The 20,501-nt window shown below is 60.3% G+C and carries 18 protein-coding genes and 1 pseudogene; 13 read left to right on the top strand and 6 right to left on the bottom strand.

Annotation, left to right across the window (positions count from 1 at the left end; genetic code table 11):
• Nucleotides 1-77: 77 nt before the first annotated feature.
• On the bottom strand, nt 78-992 hold the full coding sequence (ldcA, locus tag OHJ17_RS09580; protein WP_002910883.1) for a muramoyltetrapeptide carboxypeptidase: 915 nt from the start codon (nt 990-992) through the stop codon (nt 78-80).
• Nucleotides 993-1,167: 175 nt separating this feature from the next.
• Between ldcA and emtA the strand changes: the two genes are divergently transcribed.
• The gene (gene emtA / locus OHJ17_RS09585; protein ID WP_002910846.1) at nt 1,168-1,779 is read left to right on the top strand and encodes a membrane-bound lytic murein transglycosylase EmtA; all 612 of its coding nucleotides are present in this window, start codon (nt 1,168-1,170) and stop codon (nt 1,777-1,779) included.
• 41 nt (nt 1,780-1,820) lie between these two features.
• On the opposite strand, the gene OHJ17_RS09590 is transcribed toward emtA, so the two are convergent.
• Together OHJ17_RS09590 and OHJ17_RS09595 are read right to left on the bottom strand one after the other, a co-directional pair.
• Nucleotides 1,821-3,941, bottom strand: coding sequence for a TonB-dependent siderophore receptor (locus OHJ17_RS09590; RefSeq protein ID WP_014907348.1), 2,121 nt, complete (start codon nt 3,939-3,941; stop codon nt 1,821-1,823).
• A 251-nt stretch (nt 3,942-4,192) separates the two neighbouring features.
• Complete coding sequence (locus OHJ17_RS09595; RefSeq protein WP_039819486.1) at nt 4,193-5,938, bottom strand: alpha,alpha-trehalase; 1,746 nt, start codon at nt 5,936-5,938, stop codon at nt 4,193-4,195.
• Nucleotides 5,939-6,122: 184 nt separating this feature from the next.
• On the opposite strand from OHJ17_RS09595, the pseudogene OHJ17_RS09600 reads away from it, so the two are divergent.
• The 7 genes and pseudogenes from OHJ17_RS09600 to OHJ17_RS09630 form a co-directional block, all read left to right on the top strand.
• Nucleotides 6,123-6,251 (top strand): annotated as a pseudogene (locus OHJ17_RS09600) (biopolymer transporter TonB); the annotation flags it as partial.
• 71 nt (nt 6,252-6,322) lie between these two features.
• Complete coding sequence (locus tag OHJ17_RS09605; RefSeq protein ID WP_004180417.1) at nt 6,323-7,762, top strand: circularly permuted type 2 ATP-grasp protein; 1,440 nt, start codon at nt 6,323-6,325, stop codon at nt 7,760-7,762.
• Nucleotides 7,756-8,685, top strand: a complete 930-nt coding sequence (locus OHJ17_RS09610; RefSeq protein WP_004184646.1) for an alpha-E domain-containing protein — start codon at nt 7,756-7,758, stop codon at nt 8,683-8,685. Before OHJ17_RS09605 ends, OHJ17_RS09610 begins: the two co-directional genes overlap by 7 nt.
• Nucleotides 8,682-9,497 carry a transglutaminase family protein gene (locus OHJ17_RS09615; RefSeq protein ID WP_002910832.1) on the top strand — a complete coding sequence of 272 codons (816 nt, stop codon included), beginning with the start codon at nt 8,682-8,684 and terminating at the stop codon, nt 9,495-9,497. Before OHJ17_RS09610 ends, OHJ17_RS09615 begins: the two co-directional genes overlap by 4 nt.
• Nucleotides 9,498-9,513: 16 nt before the next feature.
• Complete coding sequence (locus tag OHJ17_RS09620) at nt 9,514-10,260, top strand: proteasome-type protease (RefSeq protein ID WP_002910830.1); 747 nt, start codon at nt 9,514-9,516, stop codon at nt 10,258-10,260.
• Between the two features lie 438 nt (nt 10,261-10,698).
• On the top strand, nt 10,699-11,685 hold the full coding sequence (locus OHJ17_RS09625) for a fatty acid desaturase (RefSeq protein WP_004211065.1): 987 nt from the start codon (nt 10,699-10,701) through the stop codon (nt 11,683-11,685).
• Nucleotides 11,678-12,478, top strand: a complete 801-nt coding sequence (locus OHJ17_RS09630) for a phosphate/phosphite/phosphonate ABC transporter substrate-binding protein (RefSeq protein ID WP_029602073.1) — start codon at nt 11,678-11,680, stop codon at nt 12,476-12,478. The genes OHJ17_RS09625 and OHJ17_RS09630 overlap by 8 nt, the downstream gene beginning before the upstream one ends.
• A gap of 37 nt (nt 12,479-12,515) precedes the next feature.
• On the opposite strand, the gene OHJ17_RS09635 is transcribed toward OHJ17_RS09630, so the two are convergent.
• Both OHJ17_RS09635 and OHJ17_RS09640 read right to left on the bottom strand, forming a co-directional pair.
• Nucleotides 12,516-12,638 carry a nitrilotriacetate monooxygenase component A gene (locus OHJ17_RS09635; protein ID WP_004211068.1) on the bottom strand — a complete coding sequence of 41 codons (123 nt, stop codon included), beginning with the start codon at nt 12,636-12,638 and terminating at the stop codon, nt 12,516-12,518.
• A 297-nt stretch (nt 12,639-12,935) separates the two neighbouring features.
• Complete coding sequence (locus tag OHJ17_RS09640) at nt 12,936-13,079, bottom strand: hypothetical protein (protein WP_004219597.1); 144 nt, start codon at nt 13,077-13,079, stop codon at nt 12,936-12,938.
• 176 nt (nt 13,080-13,255) lie between these two features.
• Between OHJ17_RS09640 and tdcA the strand changes: the two genes are divergently transcribed.
• The 5 genes from tdcA (at nt 13,256) to pflB (ending at nt 20,196) form a co-directional block, all read left to right on the top strand.
• Nucleotides 13,256-14,197 carry a transcriptional regulator TdcA gene (tdcA, locus tag OHJ17_RS09645; RefSeq protein WP_023287775.1) on the top strand — a complete coding sequence of 314 codons (942 nt, stop codon included), beginning with the start codon at nt 13,256-13,258 and terminating at the stop codon, nt 14,195-14,197.
• 93 nt (nt 14,198-14,290) lie between these two features.
• Nucleotides 14,291-15,280: a bifunctional threonine ammonia-lyase/L-serine ammonia-lyase TdcB gene (tdcB, locus tag OHJ17_RS09650; RefSeq protein WP_002910762.1), complete on the top strand. Its 990-nt coding sequence runs from the start codon at nt 14,291-14,293 to the stop codon at nt 15,278-15,280.
• Nucleotides 15,281-15,305: 25 nt separating this feature from the next.
• Nucleotides 15,306-16,637 carry a threonine/serine transporter TdcC gene (gene tdcC / locus OHJ17_RS09655; RefSeq protein WP_004200322.1) on the top strand — a complete coding sequence of 444 codons (1,332 nt, stop codon included), beginning with the start codon at nt 15,306-15,308 and terminating at the stop codon, nt 16,635-16,637.
• Nucleotides 16,638-16,664: 27 nt separating this feature from the next.
• Nucleotides 16,665-17,873 carry a propionate kinase gene (gene tdcD, locus OHJ17_RS09660; protein ID WP_004200321.1) on the top strand — a complete coding sequence of 403 codons (1,209 nt, stop codon included), beginning with the start codon at nt 16,665-16,667 and terminating at the stop codon, nt 17,871-17,873.
• Between the two features lie 28 nt (nt 17,874-17,901).
• On the top strand, nt 17,902-20,196 hold the full coding sequence (gene pflB, locus OHJ17_RS09665) for a formate C-acetyltransferase (protein WP_021466440.1): 2,295 nt from the start codon (nt 17,902-17,904) through the stop codon (nt 20,194-20,196).
• A 51-nt stretch (nt 20,197-20,247) separates the two neighbouring features.
• On the opposite strand, the gene OHJ17_RS09670 is transcribed toward pflB, so the two are convergent.
• Nucleotides 20,248-20,394 carry a hypothetical protein gene (locus tag OHJ17_RS09670; RefSeq protein ID WP_014907354.1) on the bottom strand — a complete coding sequence of 49 codons (147 nt, stop codon included), beginning with the start codon at nt 20,392-20,394 and terminating at the stop codon, nt 20,248-20,250.
• Nucleotides 20,395-20,501 lie beyond the last annotated feature (107 nt).

Below are 20,501 nucleotides of genomic sequence, written 5' to 3' on the forward strand. Positions count from 1 at the left end.
TGACTGGCGTGAAAAAATGGCTAAAAGTGACACTATTTTAACAATTCGCAGGGGATCCGCCTATGCGTTCGGGAAATTTATTCTGTCAGCACCGGATGGCCGCCGATCGTCAGGGTGGTGGCCGCCGCCTGATTCACCAGGCGCGCGCGGGCGCCCAGCGGCAGGGTCACCGTGCGCTGCTCGTGGCCAAACTCCAGTCCGCTAATCAGCGGCAGGGATAGCTGCTGGCGCAGATAATCAAAGACCTGCGGCAAATCGTATCCCGCGTCATAGTCGTTCGGCGCGCTGCCGGTGAAGCTGCCGAAGATCACCGCTTTCTGCGCCGCCAGCACGCCGCTGTGCAACAGCTGAAGCAGCATGCGCTCGACGCGGAACGGGTGCTCATTGATATCCTCCACCACCAGGATGCCGTCGCGGATCGCCGGCAGCCACGGCGTGCCGATAAGCGAGGTCAGCATCGCCAGATTTCCCCCCCACAGGGTGCCTTCCACCCGGCAGTTCGGCCCTTCGCCCGGCCATTCGAGGGTGAATTCCGGCTGGCGTAGCGCCTGCCAGAAATGGTGCTCGGTAAACGGGTCGAGGGTCTCCGCGCCGAAGTTGCCGGCGAGCATTGGCCCGCTGAAGGTGATGACGTTGCCCATGGCCAGCAGGCCCGACTGGATAGCGGTGAAATCGCTGTGGCCGCAAATCAGCAGCGGGTCGCGCTGCTGGCGGGCAACCAGCCCCTGCCAGTCGATATGCGGCAGCAGGCGACTGGCGCCGTAGCCGCCGCGTACGGCGAGGACGATCCGGTTGCGGCCGGGCAACTGGGCCAGCTGGTTAATATCGGCCAGCCGTTCATGTTCAGTCCCGGCGAAACGCTGCTGCCGGCGGGGAATGACCTGCTGGTGGGCCACCTCGTGTCCGGCCTGCTGCAGACGCTCGACGCCGCGGGCTGCCGCCTGCTGGTTGATGCAATACCCGGATGGCGCGACCAGATAAAACTGAGACATGATAATTCCTTGCTATGAATGAAAGGGTTATGATGCCGCCTGGAATGGCGATTGTCATCTCCAGGTGGCTAACTTCAGTCCGCACCCGTCATCCTTCAGGTTGTCGGCAGGCGGGAGACGTACCGCGGCCGTCGTTCTGTAGCATGATGGCGTTTGGGTAGATAAGGATAGATGTGTGAAATTGAGATGGTTGCTTATTTTAGTCGTTTTTCTGGCCGGTTGTAGTTCGAAACATGATTACACTAACCCGCCGTGGAACCCCGAGGTCCCGGTGAAGCGGGCGATGCAGTGGATGCCGATCAGTGAAAAAGCCGGCGCCGCCTGGGGCGTGGATCCGCAGCTGATCACGGCGATCATCGCCATCGAGTCGGGTGGTAATCCTGCGGTGGTGAGTAAATCCGGCGCCGTCGGGCTGATGCAGCTCAAGCCGTCGACCTCCGGACGCGATGTCTATCGGCGGATGGGGTGGCGCGGCGAGCCGTCGGTCAGTGAGCTGAAAAACCCGGAACGTAATATCTCGATGGGGGCCGCCTATCTGAGCATTCTGGAGAACGGTCCGCTGGCGGGGATCAAAGACCCGCAGGTGATGCGCTATGCGGTGGTGGTCTCCTATGCCAACGGCGCTGGCGCGCTGCTGCGTACCTTCTCCTCGAACCGCCAGGACGCCATCGAGGAGATTAACGATCTCGACGCCGATGAGTTCTTCGAACATGTGGTGAAAAAACACCCGGCACCGCAGGCGCCGCGCTATATCTGGAAACTCCAGAAAGCGCTGGACGCCATGTAATCCCTCGTTTGGCCTCCGGTAGTCTCCCGGAGGCCACGTCCTCAGAAATCGTAGCCCACGGTGGCTATAACGCTGCGCTCTGCTCCCCAGTAACAGTTGCCGGTGCCATAGCAGCCGGAAATATACTCGCGGTCGCCGATATTGTTGGCGTTAACCTGCACATAAGCGCCTTTCAGCGTTGGCGACCAGACGCCGAGGTCGGCCCGCATCATGGCGTCCATCAGCGTGACCGACGGCAGCCGCGCGGTGTTGGCATCATCCGCCCACTGTTTACCGATGTAGCGGACGCCGGCGCCAACGGAGATCCCCGCCGGGAACTGATAGCGCGCCCAGAAGGAGGCCATCTGATCCGGGGTCAGCTGCGGCGTGTTATTGTCGGTCCCGTCTTTGGTGTCCTGGAAACGCAGACGATTCCAGGTATACGAGGCGATAGTACTCAGCTGCGGGGTGATCTGGTGGTGCGCTTCCAGCTCAACGCCCTGGGAATGGACCTTACCCGCCGGAATATAGGTGGCGGTGGCGATGTTCGGGTCGCGAGTGGCGACATCCTTTTGCGTCAGGTCGTAAATCGCGATGCTATAGAGATCGCTGCTGCCCGGCGGCTGGAACTTCAGGCCGGCTTCAACCTGTTCGGCGGTGGTCGGTTTCAACGGTTTGCCGTCCGCGCCCGGCAGCATCGCCGGGGTGATCGCCTGGCTGTAGCTCAGGTAGGGCGACAGACCGTTGTCCAGGGCGTACAACAGCGAGGCGCGGCCGCTGATATGGTCGTCTGAACGGCGGTTTGAGGTCCCCTGGGTATCGCTGACCTGCTGGGAAACGATGCGGTCGTAGCGGGCGGAAACATCCACATGCCAGCGGTTCCAGACCATCTCATCCTGCAGATACAGCCCGGTCTGGTAATAGCGGCGATTATTGTCGTCGCTGTAGGTAACGGTATGTCCGGTCTGCGCGGTATAGCCGCTAAACGGGTTAAGGGGCGCCGCGCCGCCGGCGCCGGTCCACAGGTCGTTACGGAAGCGATGATATTCGGCGCCGAGGATCAGGGTGTGCGCCAGGTCGCCTGTATTGAAATCGGCGCGCAGGCGGTTATCGGTTGACCAGCCGTCCAGCGAACCGCGCGAACCGCTGTAGCCGCGGGCCAGCATGTCGCTGTCATCTATCCAGCCGACCTGGTAGACCTGATCGAGGGAGACGTTGGTATGGGTGTAGCTCCCGGCGGAATAGACCGACCAGACGTCGGTGAACTGGTGGTCAAACTCATAGCTGTAGATCTGCTGGCGGCGTTGATAGCCATCTCCCGGATCGCCTTCGTTGGTGCTGGGGGAGAGCTTACGGCCATTGTGCGCGTAGCGGGTGCCGTCCAGCGGCAAAGAGCCGTGGTAGCCGCCGGAAGGATCTTTTTGCAGATAGGCGCGCAGCAGCAGCGAGGTGTCGCTGTCCGGCTGCCACAGCAGGGAAGGCGAAATCGCGTAGCGCTCTTCGCGGGTATGGTCATACTGCGTGTCGCTGCTGCGGGTCATCCCGATCAGCCGCCATGCCCACTGGTCATTGATGGCGTCGGTGTAATCGAAGGCCGCGCCTTTGGTATTTTGCGTGCCGCCGGTCAGGCGGATGTGGCCCTGCTGACTGAACTGCGGACGTTTGGAAGTCAGGTTGACCACGCCGCCCGGCACGCTCTGCCCGTAGAGCGCGGAGGAGGGGCCGCGGATCACATCCACGCGTTCGATAAACCACGGGTCGATTTGCAATACGTTATGGCTGCCGCCGTCGCTCATCAGGCGCATGCCGTCGAGGAACAGGTTATCGACGTCGCCGCCGTGGTAGCCGCGCAGGGAGATGGCGTCGAACCGGGTGGCGCCGCCGCCGAAGCTGGAGTAGACCCCCGGGGTATATTCCAGCGCCTGGCTGATGGTATTCGCCCCCTGATCCGCCATCTGCTGGCGGGTGACCACCGACACCGACTGGGCGGTAGTGATTAACGGTTGGTCGGTTTTCGTCGCCCCGAGCGAGGTGCTGGCGCTGTAGCCCTCCGTCGGCGCGCTGGCGGACGCCGGCGGGGTGGCAGTGACCACCACCGTCTCTTCGGCTTGCGCGGTGAAGGGGAGTGCGACCGCAAGGGCATACAGCAGCCCCGGGCGTTTTCGAGAAATAGCCACGTTCATAAGATCATCCTGAACCAACGCGGTCTGGTACTCCTGTACGCCGCCGCGTGAAAAACGAATCTGTCATTATTCGTTAAAAAGTAATGCGAATTATTATTGTTTGTATTTGTGCGATCAAGCGAAAAGGTGACCTGTTCAACGCGAGGGGGTGGGGATGTGTTTCCCGCGAGCCGCAGAATGGGTCTGCGCGGGACGGTAGTGACCAGGGAGACCGCTTCCCCCTACCGATTTTGGTAGGGGGCGGCGAAGCGTCAGGAGCCGGTCTTTTGCGGTTCCGCAGGGGCGGGGTCGTTAGCCGCGGGCGCCGCAACAGGTTTGTCCTGCGGTGAAGGGGTTGTCGCCGGACGGGTAGCGGGCAGCGCATCGCAGGGTTTCTCCTGCGGGCAGATCAGATCCAACATCTTCAGGGTGACGCCGTTGGTCCAGCCAAAGCCGTCCTGCAGCGGATATTCCCCGCCGCCGCCGCCGGTGCCGGTCGAGCTCACGTCATACTTCTCCACCAGCTTTTGCTTACTGTCATAGGTATGCTGCACGTTGGTCAGGAAGCGCCAGGTGACCTCCATGGCGATCTTCTGCTGACCATAGTTTTGCAGCCCCTCGACCGCCACCCACTGCAGCGGCGCCCAGCCGTTGGGGGCGTCCCACTGCTGGCCGCTGTTGACGGTGGTGGTGGTCAGCCCGCCGGGTTTAAGCAGGCGCGACTCGGCGGCGGCGGCCACTTTCGTCGCCCGCTCGCGTGACGCGGCATTGACGTACAGCGGGAACAGCGCCGCCGCGGTCAGCTGATTGCGCACCTTGTGGCTTTTCAGATCGTAGTCGGCGTACCATCCCTCTTTATCATTCCACAGGTATTTCTCGATGGCCTGCTGGCGGGCGTTAGCCAGCGCATCGTACTGCGTAGCGCCAGCGCTGTCCCCGGATGCCTTGCTGGCGCGGGCGAGGGTTTTCTCCAGATGGAACATCAGGGCATTGAGATCGACCGGGACAATCGAGGTGGTGCGAATGGTGGCGAGCTGCTGCGGATTGTCCATCCAGCGGGAGCTGAAATCCCAGCCGGAGGCGGCGGCGGAGCGCAGGTCGCGATAGATCTCGGTTGCCGGACGATTCGGGTTGCTTTTGGCGGTTTTGACGTCGTCAAGCCAGGACTCGGGACGCGGGGTGTCGCTATCGTCCCAGTAGCGGTTGAGCAGCGCGCCGTCCGCCATCCGCACCGCCCGTTTGTCGGCGCTGCCGGGAGCCAGCGCGTCCGCTCCGGCCATCCAGTAGCGATACTCTTTCTCCAGCTGCGGCTGGTAGGTTTTCAGCACCTGGTCGCCATCATGCGTCGCCAGCAGGCTCACCATAAAGGAGAAGAAGGGGGGCTGCGAACGGCTGAGATAATAGGTGCGGTTGCCGTTGGGGATATGGCCCCAGGCGTCAATTTCTGCGGCGAAGTTGGCGACCATATCCTCGACTTTATCCCAGTGACCGCTTTCGGCAAGACCCAGCATCGTGAAATAGCTGTCCCAGTAATAGACTTCGCGGAAACGTCCTCCGGGCACCACGTAGGGCTTAGGCAGCGGCAGCAGCGAGTCCCATTTTTCCACCTCGACGGTGCTGCGGGTCAGGACCGGCCACAGGCCATCGATATGTTGACGCAGAGTTTGCCCTTTGGGCGGCACATAGGTGTCGTTCTCTTTCGGCAGCGTGAAGTTCAGTTCGACGAAGTGGCGCAGGTCGAAGCTGGCCTGGTTTTTTTGCATCCGGTAATCGGCAAGGATCATCAGCGGATCGCTGTTAGGGATAGCGTCGGCGAAGGTTTTCTGATCAGAAAACAGTTTCGCGCTTTGCACATCATTAAACAGCGGGCCCAGCAGAATATCCGGCGAGGGGGGCGGCGCGGTTTTGCCGTCTTCCGCCTGAGCGTTCAGGCTCATCAGGGCGATCAGAGCGCCGCCGATCGCCAGGCGCAGGGAACAGGGCAAAGCAGCGGGACGACGTGCATCAGTACTCGTCATGGGGAGTTCTCCTTATCATTATCGACTGCGGGCCACGACGTTTGGCCATCCAAAAACCTTAGACGAATATCTGCCGCTGCGCGTGTCAGGGGTAACATTTTGCGCGAAAACAGAGGATTTACCTGCCAGGTCTCCTGAGACCGCCGCGGGCTGGGACGCCTGGCTGAGGGCGCTGGCGTCCACGATGGCGCAAAAAACGTCGCCCTGCCTCACGACGGTGCAGCCGCCGCCGGGCGCGGGCGGCTGTTTTGGCGATTTTTTGCACAACCAGACGGCGGGGCTGAACCGATTTGCACAACGCCGCGGCGGCAGAGGACCTGGCATAATTAATGCTTATCTCTTAGCGGGATTACCACAAAGTGAGTACAACCGGAGGGGATAGCCATGATTAAAATTACGCTACCTGACGGGCATTATTATGACGAGATGCTGACCGCGCAGGGTGAACAGCGGCCGCACTATAATGCCTGGTGGCAATGGTTTCGCAACACCGATCAATTCTCTATCCGGCAGAAAAAAGCGCAAGCGGAACTGCTTTTTCACCGTATCGGCATCACCTTTAACGTGTACGGCGAGGATGAGGGGACCGAGCGGCTGATCCCGTTTGACAGCGTGCCGCGGATCATACCCGCCGGGGAGTGGCAGCGCATTGACCGCGGCATACGCCAGCGGGTGAAAGCGCTGAACGCCTTCCTCTATGACATCTATCATGAGCAGAATATCCTGCGCGCGGGGCTGATCCCGGCCGAGCAGGTGCTGGCCAACGAGCAGTATCAGCCGTGCATGCAGGGCATCAACCTGCCAAACAACACCTATGCCCATATCACCGGCGTCGATATGGTGCGCAATAACGACGGTCAGTACTACGTGCTGGAGGATAATCTGCGCACGCCGTCCGGCGTCTCCTACATGCTCGAAAACCGTAAGATGATGATGCGCCTCTATCCGGAGATGTTCGAGCAGCATCACATTGCGCCGGTGGAGCGCTACCCGAGCTACCTCCTGCAGACCCTGCGCGAAAGCTCGCTGGTGGATGATCCCTGCGTCGTGGTGATGACCCCGGGTCGCTTCAACAGCGCCTACTTCGAGCACAGCTTCCTGGCGCAGCAGATGGGGGTCGAGCTGGTGGAGAGCGCCGATCTGTTTATTAAAAACGGCGCGGTGTATATGCGCACCACCGAGGGGCCGCGGCGGGTGGATGTGATTTATCGCCGCATCGATGACGCCTGGCTCGACCCGCTGGCCTTCCGCGCCGATTCGATGCTCGGCGTCCCGGGGCTGCTGTCCGTCTATCGCGCCGGCGGCGTAGTGCTGGCCAACGCCATCGGCACCGGGGTGGCTGACGACAAATCGATCTATCCGTACGTCCCGGAGATGATCCGCTTTTACCTCGGCGAACAGCCGATCCTCAGCAATATCCCCACCTGGCAGTGCCGGAAAGCGGAGGACCTGCGCTACGTGCTGAGCAATCTCGAGCTGATGGTGGTCAAGGAGGTCCATGGCGCCGGGGGCTACGGCATGCTGGTCGGCCCGCGTTCCACCAAAGAGGAGCGGGAGGCCTTCCGCCAGCGCCTGCTGGCCAATCCGGCCAACTATATCGCCCAGGACACCCTCGCGCTGTCGACCTGCCCCACCTTCGTTGATGAAGGGCTGTCGCCGCGGCATATCGATTTACGGCCCTACGTGCTGTCCGGGCAGGAGATGCGGCTGGTGCCCGGCGGCCTGACCCGCGTGGCCCTCACCGAAGGGTCGCTGGTGGTCAACTCGTCGCAGGGCGGCGGAACCAAGGATACCTGGGTGATGGAGGATGACGCATCATGCTAAGTCGTACGGCGAGTGAACTGTTCTGGATGGCCCGCTATCTCGAGCGGGCGGAGAGCTACGCCCGGGTGCTGGACGTGACCTGGAAATTATCGATGATCCCCCGTCACAGCCAGCAGTCGCGGGATCTGGCGCTGCCGCTGAATTTGTCGATGACCCACGAGTTGTTTCAGGCGCGCCATGCCCGCTTTACCATGAGCAATCTGCTCAACTTTTTTGCCCTTGATGGCAACAACCCCTGCAGTATTTACAGCTGCGTGGAGATGGCGTGGAACAATGCGCACGCCGTGCGCGGCAGTCTGTCGGCCGAAGTGTGGGAGAGCATCAATGCCACCCGCATTGAGCTGCGAAGCCTGCGCCAGCAGGGGCTGGGCGAGCTGGGGAGCGACGGCTTTTTTGAGTGGGTGAAAGAGCGGGTGCATCTGTTTCGCGGGGCAGTGATCGGCACGCTGCTGCGTAACGACGCCCTGAGTTTTATCGGTATCGGCACCCTGATTGAGCGCGCCTTCGCCACCACCCAGCTGCTGCTGATTAAGGATCAACAGCTGACCAACGACCCGGATCCGGTGCGGGAATACTACCGGCTGGATACCCTGCTCAATGCGGTCAGCGCCCGCGAAGCCTACAACAGCCTCTACCGCCAGCCGGTCAGTCGTGAAACGGTGATGGAGCTGCTGATCCTGCGCAACGATATTCCGCGTTCGCTGCGCGCCAGCATTGCCGACCTGGTGGGCGAGCTGGAGAAGATCGCTAACGACCGCTCCTATCAACCGCTGCGCCTCGCCCATCAGCTTAACGTTGATCTGCGCTTCAGCACCCGTGACGACCTGGCGCAGGCGGACCTGCAGACCACCCTTAACGGGCTGCTGGCGAGAATTAACGCGCTGTCCGACAGCATCAGACAAACCTACCTGGAGGCCTTATGAAACTGGTCATCGATCATCTCACCCGCTATGGCTACGATGAAGAAGTGAAGTTTTCCACCCAGTATCTGCGCCTGACGCCGCGCAGTACCGCCCGGCAGACGATCACCGCCTGGACGCTGACCCTGCCGGACGGCGCGGCGGTGACCACTACCGACGGCTGGGGCAATGTGCTACATGTGCTGACGCTGGATAACCCGCACAAGGAGATCACCATCCGCGCCAGCGGGATTGTCGATATCGCCGACGAAGGGGAGGAGACGCGTGATGAAGAGGCCGAGCTGCTGTCGCCGCTGGTTTTTCTGCGCTGTACGCCGCTAACCCGCGCCGATACGGCGATCCGTGAGTTTGCCCAGCGCCTCTATCGTCCCGATGCGGCGGAAGAGAGTCTGAATCAACTGATGGCGGATCTGCTGTTAAGAATGCCATACTCCCCCGGCGCGACCCAGGTGCAGGACTCCGCCGCCGACGCCTTCGCCCGCGCGAAGGGGGTGTGCCAGGATCATACCCATGTTTTTCTCGCCTGCTGCCGCGCGCTGGAGATCCCGGCGCGCTACGTCAGCGGCTATGTCTACAGCGATAACGCCCAGCATGTGGCGATGCATGCCTGGGCGGAAGTCTGGCTCGACGGCCGCTGGCTGTCGTTTGATATCACCAATAATACCCGTCGCCTGAATCAGCATTTACGGCTGGCGACCGGGCTGGATTATCTCGATGCCTGCCCGGTACGGGGCACCCGGCTGGGCGGCGGCGGGGAGATTATGTTAACTAACGCTGAAGTGCGCGAACACAGCCAGCAGGCGCAGCAGCAATAATACGGGAATAACCGCAATGACCTACTGTGTGGCCATGTGCCTGGCGGATGGACTGGTGTTTGCTTCCGACTCCCGCACCAATGCGGGCGTCGACCATATTGCCACTTTTAAAAAGCTGCACGTTTTCCATCAGGAGGGGGAACGGGTGCTGGTGCTGCAATCCGCCGGCAATCTGGCCACCACCCAGAGCGTGATAAGCCTGCTCAGCGCGCGCATCCGTACCCAGCAGGAGCCGAATCTGATGCAGGTCACTTCCCTCTACGACGCCGCGATGCTGATCGGTAAAACGCTGCTGGAGGTGATCCAGCGCGACAGCAGCAACCAGCAGACCTGCAGTAACACCAACTTCAACTGCAACCTGCTGCTTGGCGGCCAGATCGCCGGCGAAACCCATCGTCTGTTCCATATTTATCCGGAGGGCAACTTTATTGAAGCCACCCGCGACACGCCTTATTTCCAGATTGGCGAAAGCAAATACGGCAAACCGATCATCGATCGGGTGCTGACCATCGACACGCCGCTGGAGCAGGCGATGTGCTGCGCGTTGATCTCCATTGACTCGACGCTGCGCAGTAACCTGTCCGTCGGCCTGCCGCTGGATACGCTGCTCTACCGCAGCGGCAGCTTCAGCAGTGCCGGGCAGCATCGCATCACCGACAGCGATCCCTACTTCAACCGCATTCGCAAGGCGTGGTCCGAAGGGCTGTTGCACACCTTCCAGACTCTGCCGACCTGGACGCCAGCGGAGCGGGAAGAGGAGTAGCCTCTGTGACGCTCCGCCGATATCGTCGGCAAGAAGGCGGGTAAGGCGCTGGAGTCCTTAAGTATCCTCGACCTGGCGGTAAAATTTCAGCAACAGCGGTAAATAAATTAACGACAGGCCGCACGGATCGTAGGCCGGGCAAGGCGTCGCCGCCGCCCGGCACAAAAGCGGCGCCGCTGTTCTTGTCCGGCGGCGCTGCGCCTGCACCGGCCTGGATGGCCCGGGGAGGGGTTATCCCGTAGGCCCGGCAAGCGCAGCGCCGCCGGGCGATGGACCGGTTTAAACACCGCCAACCTGTTGCGCCATGGACGGTATTCTCTTTGCCCTGTTGAACACAAACGCGCTTTTTGGCAAAGCTAAGTCAATTAAATACTTTGTTATTTAACGTGTTATCTCACATCTTCGGAGGGAATGAGGCAACACGGCAAGGTATCGGAAGTGACGGAAAAGAAGACGGCTGTCTATGTGGATGACCAACAGCGCATCCTGATCCGCCAGCTGGCGCGCGGCTGGCTGTGGCGCAGCGAGCTGCCGACCTGGCTGCTGATTGTGACGGTTTACGGCGGCTGGTTTGCCTGCGTGGCGGGCTGGCGGACGCTGGGACTGTTTCCGGCCACGCTGCTGTTGATCTGGTTTACCGCCTGGTATATGTCCTTACAGCATGAGCTGATCCATGGGCATCCCACCCGGCTGGCATGGTTTAACCAGCTGTTGGGGACGCTGCCGCTGGCGGTCTGGTATCCCTATGGCGTCTACCGCGACAGCCACCTGGCGCACCATCGCAACCATCTGCTGACGCACCCTGAGGATGACCCCGAATCGTACTACGTAACGGCGGAAAGCTGGCAGCGCTTCTCAGCCTGGCAGCGCCGCCTTATCCACCTGCGCAACACCTTCTGGGGGCGTCTGCTGCTGGCGCCGATGATGGATATTATTCACACCCTGAACAGCGCGCTGCGGGCTTTCCGCGAGGGCGACCGCCGCGCTATCGCCATGTGGAGTCTGCATCTGTTGCTGCTGACGGGTCTGCTGACCTGGATGGCGGCGCAGGGTTTTTCTCCGCTGTGGTTTGTGCTGGCGGTGAGCTACCCGGCGCTGGCCCTGACCAAAGTACGCTCTTTTCTCGAACACCGCGCCGCGGATGACCCGCTGGCCCGCTCGGTGATCAACGAGGCCGGGCTCCCCTGGCGGGCGCTGTTCCTCAATCTCAACTACCATGCGGTGCATCATGATCTGCCAGGGGTCCCCTGGTACGCTTTACGTCAACTGTATCTGCATCGCCAGGCGGCGTATCTGCAGCGTAATCAGGGGTTCCTGGTGCGCGGGTACGGCGAGTGGCGACGCCATTTTAGCCGCCGGGCGGTAGCGGTGAACGCCCATCCGGGCTTTGGCGAGCAGGCGCAGGCGGGAGGAGAACATGGCTGAACGCATGACCTTTCCGATGTATGCCATCCACCGTCAACAGACCCAGGCCCTGTGGCAGACGGTGCAGTCGCTGCTGGACGAACGCGGCGTGATGGTGGCGGGGGACCCTCCGGCGGCTGACCCCGGGGATCTGCTGGCTCACTGGCGCCAGCCGACGCTGTTGCTGAGCCAGACCTGTGGCTACCCGCTGGTGACCCAATTGCCGGAGGTGCAGACGGTGGGCTGCTTCCACTACGCTGCGCCCGGTTGCGAAGGGCGCCGCTATCGCAGCCTGCTGGTGGTCCGCGAAGCGGATAGTCACCGGATGCTGGGGGACTTTTTTGGCCGTCGGGCGGTGTGCAATGCCGAGCACTCGCAGTCCGGCTACAACGTACTGCGTAAAATGGTCGCGCCGCTCTCCCGGGAGGGGCGTTTTTTTTCAGCGGTGATGTTCAGCGGCAGCCATCGGCAGTCGCTGCGTGAGCTGCAGCAGGAAAACGCCGATATCGCCGCCATCGACTGCGTGACCTACGCGCTGCTGCAGCGCCATCAGCCGCAGGCTCTGGCTGGCCTGGTGGCGATCGGCTGGAGCCCGGCCGCGCCAGGGCTGCCGCTGATCACCGCCGGCGCCACCCCGGCGGCGACGCTGAATAGCCTGCGCGAGGCGCTCCAGCAGTTAGTGAGCGATGCGCGCTATCGTTCCCTGTGCGACGCCTTGCTGATCTGCGGCTATAGCGATATGTCGCGGGAGGCCTATGCGCCGCTGCTGGCGTGGCGGGATGAGGCTGCGGCGCTGGGGGTCAGCCAGCTATAGGCGAAATGCCCGGGCCAGCTATCTGCGCCGGGGCGGGCTATAGCGGCTGGTCCCACGGCTGGGCGCTGAGATCCATTCGCAGATAGGAAGAGAGCAGGTCGACAGCCATCTGGTCGCTCATCAGCTGCTCGTTAAGCTGCTGGCGCAGCCGCGGGATCATCTCTTCACGATAGGCCGGGTCGTTGTTTTATGGATTTGTGATCGGCAACACAAATGACTCTCCAATGGCCGTCGTAAAAGATAAATTACCAGGGTTGATTTTAATCAAAGTATGACCAACTGCGCTATGGCGGAAAAAAGATCGCTGCCTATCGCGACCCAAAAGAAAAATTGTGAATTTAATGTTTCTTTGGTGTAAATAATGACCGTGCATTTTCCCCAACCGCCGGGGATAAAATGTGATGCCCGACCGGCTTGTCGTTAAATAATGGCGTTTATTACGTCTGCTTTTTATTCTTTACAGCATTAATTTAATTTTCGGCTTTCTTCTCACCCTGATAGCGCGGGTCGAATAACGTACAAAAGGCGTATTTTTTATCGCCATTTCGCCGTCGATGTTATCGCCATCAATTATTTTTATCCCCGCATTCGGCCACGGCAAAAGGCGCGCAAATAGCGGTCATGATGCTTTTAATATATTGATTTTACTTTACTTATTCTGGCTCGTGGATCCTGCTTATCCGCCGCGGCGGAGCCTTTGTGAGAGCTCTCACATAACCCGGCAATTGCGATTTGTTACACTTTCCGCCGTCAACAAAGGAATGAAAGTGAGACGTGATGAATACTTTTTCTCTGCCTAAAACACAGCATCTGATAGTTTTCCAGGAAGTGATCCGCAGCGGGTCAATCGGGGCCGGAGCAAAAGCGTTAGGACTCACTCAGCCGGCGGTCAGTAAAATTATTGGCGACATGGAGAGTTATTTTGGCAGCGAATTAATCGTCCGGCGAAATACCGGCGTCTCGCTCACCGAGGCCGGGCAGGTATTTCTCAACTGGTCAGAAGCGATCACCCGTGAAATGAAAAATATGGTCAATGAAATGAATGCTCTGACCAACAGCGCGGTGGTGGATGTCTCCTTTGGTTTCCCTTCGCTGGTCGGGTTTACCTTTATGTCGGAGATGGTGCATCAGTTTAAAATGACTTTCCCCAAGGCGCGGGTCTCGATGTATGAGGCGCAGCTCTCCGCCTTTTTGCCGGCAATCCGCGACGGGCGCCTCGACTTCGCCATCGGGACGCTGAGCGATGAGATGAAACTGCAGGACCTGCACGTCGAGCCGCTGTTTGAGTCTGAGTTTGTGCTGGTGGCGAACCGGGCGCGGATCGGCAACGGCACCGTCCGCCTGGCCTCGCTCCAGCACGAGCAGTGGGTGCTGCCGGAGACCAATATGGGCTACTACAGCGAACTGCTGACCACCCTGCAGCGCAGCGGTATCCGCCGTGAAAATATCGTTAATACCGATTCGGTGGTGACGATCTATAACCTGGTGCTCAATGCCGATTTTCTGACGGTGATCCCCTGCGACATGACCACGCCGTTTGGCTCGAGCCAGTTTGTCACCATCCCCATTAAAGAGGCCTTGCCGGTGGCGCGCTATGCGGCGGTATGGTCGAAAAATTACCGGTTAAAAACCGCCGCGGCGTCGCTGGTGGAGATGGCGAAACACTATTCCTCGGGGCAGGGCAACCGCCACTGGCAGCCATTACAAATTATTGCGTAACTGAAAGTCGTTAAATAATCCAACACACGTCCTCGCTGTTATCAGCAGGATGACGCCCGGTCATTGACTTTATATTAAGATACAGAGGCCATAATGCATATTACCTACGATCTTCCGGTATCTATTGACGATATTCTCGAAGCGAAACAACGCCTCGCGGGAAAAATATATAAAACAGGCATGCCCCGTTCGAATTATTTTAGCGAGCGCTGCCAGGGCGAAATATTTCTTAAATTCGAAAATATGCAGCGCACGGGTTCATTTAAAATTCGCGGCGCCTTTAATAAACTGTGCGGTTTAACCGCGGCGGAAAAACGCAAAGGGGTGGTGGCCTGCTCAGCGGGCAACCACGCCCAGGGCGTCTCGCTCTCCTGCGCCATGCTCGGCATTGACGGGAAAGTGGTGATGCCGAAAGGGGCGCCGAAATCGAAAGTTGCCGCCACCTGTGATTATTCGGCGGAAGTGGTGCTACATGGCGATAACTTTAACGATACCCTCGCCAAAGCCAGCGATATTGTTGAACTTGAGGGCCGCATTTTTATTCCCCCCTATGACGACCCGCAGGTTATCGCCGGGCAGGGGACTATTGGACTCGAAATATTAGAAGATCTGTATGACGTGGATAATGTCATCGTGCCCATTGGCGGCGGCGGCTTAATTGCCGGTATCGCAATCGCGATTAAATCCATTAACCCGACAATCCGCATTATCGGCGTGCAGTCGGAGAATGTTCACGGCATGGCCGCCTCCTGGTATGCCGGGGAAATCACCAGCCATCGCCACGCCGGCACCTTAGCCGATGGTTGCGACGTCGCCCGCCCGGGGAAACTGACCTATGAAATCGCCCGCCAGCTGGTGGATGACATCGTCCTGGTGAGTGAGGATGACATTCGCCAGAGCATGGTCGCCTTAATTCAGCGCAATAAAGTGATCACCGAAGGGGCCGGGGCGTTGGCCTGCGCCGCGTTATTAAGCGGCAAACTCGACAGCTATATCCAGAACCGCAAAACGGTCAGTCTGATTTCTGGGGGCAATATCGATCTCTCCCGGGTATCGCAAATTACCGGTTTTGTTGACGCTTAATTCAATACATAAGTGAGGACAGGATATGAGTACGACTGAGAGCATTGCATCCAGCCAGACAAGCCTTTCGTCCTGGCGTAAATCTGACACCACCTGGACCCTGGGCCTGTTTGGCACCGCTATCGGCGCCGGGGTGCTGTTTTTCCCGATCCGCGCCGGCTTCGGCGGGCTGATCCCGATCCTGGTGATGCTGGTGCTGGCCTATCCCATCGCCTTTTATTGCCATCGGGCCCTGGCCCGGCTATGCCTGTCGGGGGCTAACCCCTCCGGCAATATCACCGAAACGGTGGAAGAGCATTTTGGCAAAACCGGCGGGGTGGTGATCACCTTTCTGTACTTCTTCGCCATCTGCCCACTGCTGTGGATTTATGGCGTCACGATCACCAATACCTTTATGACTTTCTGGGAGAACCAGCTGCAGATGCCGGCTCTCAACCGCGGGGTGGTGGCGCTGCTCCTGCTGCTGCTGATGGCGTTTGTCATCTGGTTTGGTAAAGACCTGATGGTCAAGGTGATGAGCTATCTGGTGTGGCCGTTTATCGCCAGCCTGGTGGTGATCTCCCTGTCCCTGATCCCCTACTGGAATAGCGCAGTGATTGACCAGGTCAACCTCAGCGATATCGCCTTAACCGGTCACGACGGCATTCTGGTGACGGTATGGCTGGGCATCTCCATCATGGTGTTCTCCTTCAACTTCTCGCCGATCGTCTCCTCGTTTGTGGTCTCCAAACGCGAAGAGTATGAAGCGCAGTTTGGCCGCGAGTATACCGAACGCAAATGCTCACAGATCATCTCCCGGGCCAGCATGCTGATGGTGGCGGTGGTGATGTTCTTCGCCTTCAGCTGCCTGTTTACCCTCTCACCGCAGAACATGGCGGACGCCAAGGCGCAGAATATCCCGGTGCTCTCCTATCTGGCGAACCACTTTGCCTCGATGTCGGGCACCAAATCCACCTTTGCCACCCTGCTGGAGTATGGCGCGTCGATCATCGCCCTGGTGGCCATCTTCAAATCGTTTTTCGGCCACTATCTCGGCACGCTCGAAGGGCTGAACGGTCTGATCCTGCGCTTTGGCTATAAAGGGGATAAAACCCGGGTCTCCAGCGGCAAGCTCAATACCCTGAGCATGGTGTTCATCATGGGATCGACCTGGGTGGTGGCGTATGCCAACCCCAATATCCTCGACCTGATTGAGGCCATGGGCGCGCCGATTATCGCCTCGCTGCTGTGCCTGCTGCCGATGTACGCCATTCGTAAAGCGCCTTCGCTGGCCAAATACCGTGGCCGTCTCGATAACCTCTTTGTGACCGCTATCGGTCTGCTGACCATCCTCAACATCGTTTACAAACTGTTCTAATCCGGCTCAGGCCACGCGGAGTACAACATGACTGAATTTCCGGTAGTACTGGTGATTAACTGCGGCTCGTCGTCAATCAAATTTTCCGTCCTGGACGCCGCCAGCTGCGACTGCCTGCTCAACGGCGTGGCCGAGGGCATCAACGCGGAACGGGCGTTTCTCTCGCTCAACGGCGGCGAGCCGGTGGCGCTGGCGCAGCGCGGCTACGAAGGCGCCCTGCAGGCGATTGCCGGGGCATTAGCCCAACGCGACCTCATCGACAGCGTGGCCCTGATTGGCCACCGCGTCGCCCACGGCGGCGACCTGTTCACCGAGTCGGTCATTATTAGCGAGGAGGTTATCAATAACATTCGCCAGGTATCGTCCCTGGCCCCGCTGCATAACTACGCCAGTCTCAGCGGCATTGCTTCGGCGCAGCGGCTGTTCCCGGAGGTGATGCAGGTGGCGGTCTTTGATACCAGCTTTCACCAGACCCTGGCCCCGGAAGCTTTTCTCTATGGTCTGCCGTGGGAGTATTACCAGAATCTCGGGGTACGCCGCTACGGTTTCCACGGCACCTCGCACCGCTATGTGTCCCAGCGCGCCCTGGCGCTGCTCGGGTTGCCGGAGCAGGAGAGCGGCCTGGTGATCGCCCACCTGGGCAATGGCGCCTCGATCTGCGCGGTGCGTAACGGCCGCAGCGTGGACACCTCGATGGGGATGACGCCGCTGGAGGGGCTGATGATGGGCACCCGCAGCGGCGATGTCGACTTCGGCGCCATGGCGTGGATTGCCGGGGAAACCCGGCAGACCCTCAGCGACCTGGAGCGGGTAGCCAACACCGCCTCCGGCCTGCTGGGGATCTCCGGTCTTTCCTCCGACCTGCGGGTGCTGGAGCAGGCGTGGCATGAGGGCCATGCCCGCGCCCGCCTGGCGATTAAAACCTTTGTCCATCGTATCGCCCGCCATATTGCCGGCCACGCCGCGGCGCTGCAGCGTCTCGACGGCATTATTTTCACCGGCGGGATTGGCGAGAACTCGGTGCTGATCCGTCGGCTGGTGAGCGAACGGCTGACGGTCTTTGGCCTTGCGATGGACGCCGCCCGCAATCAGCAGCCCAATTCGGCCGGCGAGCGCCTGATCTCCGCCGACGGCAGCCGGGTGCGCTGCGCGGTTATTCCTACCAATGAAGAGCGCATGATTGCCCTCGATGCGATCCGCTTAGGCCGGATCCACACCGCGGCGGCGCTGGCCTGACTTTTTATTCTGTAGAGAGACGATGTTCATGAAAGTAGATATCGATACCCAGGATGTACGATACGCTGACGCCTGGCTGGGCTTTCGCGGTACGGCGTGGCAAACGCAGATCGACGTTCGCGACTTTATTCAGCATAACTACACCCCTTACGAGGGCGATGAGTCTTTCCTCGCCGACGCGACGCCAGCGACCACCGCCCTCTGGGAGCAGGTGATGGCCGGGATCCGCGTCGAGAACGCCACCCATGCGCCGGTGGATTTCGACACCAATGTCGCCACCTCCATCACCGCCCACGCGGCGGGCTATATCAACCAGCCGCTGGAAAAGATCGTCGGCCTGCAAACGGACCAGCCGCTGAAGCGCGCCCTGCATCCTTTTGGCGGCATCAAGATGATCAAAAGCGCCTTCGAGGCCTATGGTCGCGAAATGGATCCTGACTTTGAGTATCAGTTTACGGCGCTGCGTAAGACCCACAATCAGGGCGTTTTTGACGTCTATTCCCCGGATATGCTGCGCTGCCGCAAATCCGGGGTGCTGACCGGGCTACCGGACGGCTATGGCCGCGGACGGATCATCGGCGATTACCGCCGCGTGGCGCTGTACGGCATTCGCTACCTGGTCCGCGAACGTGAGCTGCAGTTTGCCGACCTGCAGCCGGCCCTTGAGCGCGGCGAGGCGCTGGAGGCCACCCTGCGCCTGCGCGAGGAGCTGGCCGAACAGCGGCGCGCGCTGCTGCAGATGCAGGAGATGGCGGCCCGCTACGGCTGCGATATCTCTCACCCGGCGCGCACTGCCCGGGAGGCGGTGCAGTGGCTCTACTTCGCCTACCTGGCGGCGGTGAAGTCGCAGAACGGCGGCGCCATGTCGCTGGGGCGCACGGCCACCTTCCTCGACATCTATATCGAACGCGATCTGCGCGCCGGTTTATTGAATGAGGAGCAGGCCCAGGAGCTCATTGATCACTTCATCATGAAGATCCGCATGGTGCGTTTCCTGCGCACCCCGGAATTTGATTCGCTGTTCTCCGGGGATCCCATCTGGGCGACGGAGGTGCTGGGCGGCATGGGGCTGGATGGTCGCACCCTGGTCAGCAAAACCACCTTCCGCTATCTGCATACTCTGCACACCATGGGCCCGGCGCCGGAGCCGAACCTGACCGTGCTCTGGTCGCAAGCGCTGCCGGCGGCGTTTAAAAAATATGCCGCCCGGGTCTCTATCGCCACCTCGTCGCTGCAGTATGAGAACGACGATCTGATGCGCAGCGATTTTCACAGCGACGACTACGCCATCGCCTGCTGCGTCAGCCCGATGGTGATCGGCAAGCAGATGCAGTTCTTCGGCGCCCGCGCCAATCTCGCCAAAACGCTGCTCTACGCGATTAACGGCGGGGTGGATGAGAAACTGAAGATCCAGGTGGGGCCGAAAACCGACCCTCTGCGTGATGAGGTGCTGGACTACGACACCGTGATGGCCAGCCTCGACCACTTTATGGACTGGCTGGCGGTGCAGTACATCAGCGCGCTGAACATCATCCATTGCATGCATGATAAGTACAGCTACGAGGCGGCGCTGATGGCCCTGCACGACCGCGACGTCTACCGCACGATGGCCTGCGGCATCGCCGGCCTGTCGGTGGCAGCGGATTCGTTGTCGGCGATAAAGTACGCCCGGGTGAAGCCGGTGCGCGATCACCACGGGCTGGCGGTGGACTTTGTCATTGAAGGCGACTATCCGCAGTACGGCAACAACGACGATCGGGTTGATGCCATCGCCTGCGACCTGGTGGAGCGCTTTATGCGCAAAATTCAGGCGCTCCCCACCTGGCGTCAGGCGGTGCCGACCCAGTCGATCCTGACCATCACCTCCAACGTGGTATACGGCCAGAAAACCGGCAACACCCCGGACGGACGTCGGGCGGGGACGCCGTTCGCTCCGGGGGCCAATCCGATGCATGGCCGCGACCGGAAAGGGGCGGTGGCGTCGCTGACCTCGGTGGCGAAACTGCCGTTTACCTACGCCAAAGATGGCATCTCGTATACCTTCTCCATCGTGCCGGCGGCGCTCGGCAAAGCCCCGTCAGCGCAGGAAAACAACCTGGTGGGCCTGCTGGACGGCTACTTCCACCACGAGGAGACGGTGGAGGGGGGACAGCATCTCAACGTCAATGTGCTGAACCGGGAAAAGCTGCTCGATGCGATAGAACACCCGGAGCAGTATCCGAATCTGACGATCCGCGTCTCCGGCTATGCGGTCCGCTTTAACGCGCTGACCCGCGAACAGCAGCAGGATGTGATCTCCCGAACGTTCACCAGTCAACTCTGAGCGGCCACCGGGTCACAGGAGAGCCTTTAACGGGCTCTCCTGTTATCATCTTCACATTACCGCAACAAAATAATCACTACTGTTGATCATATTCGCATTTTTGCACCACGCTGGCGCGCAGCGACCGCTAACTGCATCTATGTTTAGCTCACGGGCCGGTACGGATACCGCGTTGTCCGGCTCGCCACGTGATGGCAACCGATCTCCTGACCTGAAAGGGAATGCGCCCTTGCCGGATGCGGCACGGGTTGCCGTCGCGTGCGTACCGACCGGGGCGACTGTTCTCCGGTGTTCCACTCCTTCCT

Source organism: Klebsiella sp. KP20-425-1 (assembly GCF_025813515.1).
Taxonomy (GTDB): Bacteria; Pseudomonadota; Gammaproteobacteria; order Enterobacterales; family Enterobacteriaceae; genus Klebsiella; species Klebsiella pneumoniae.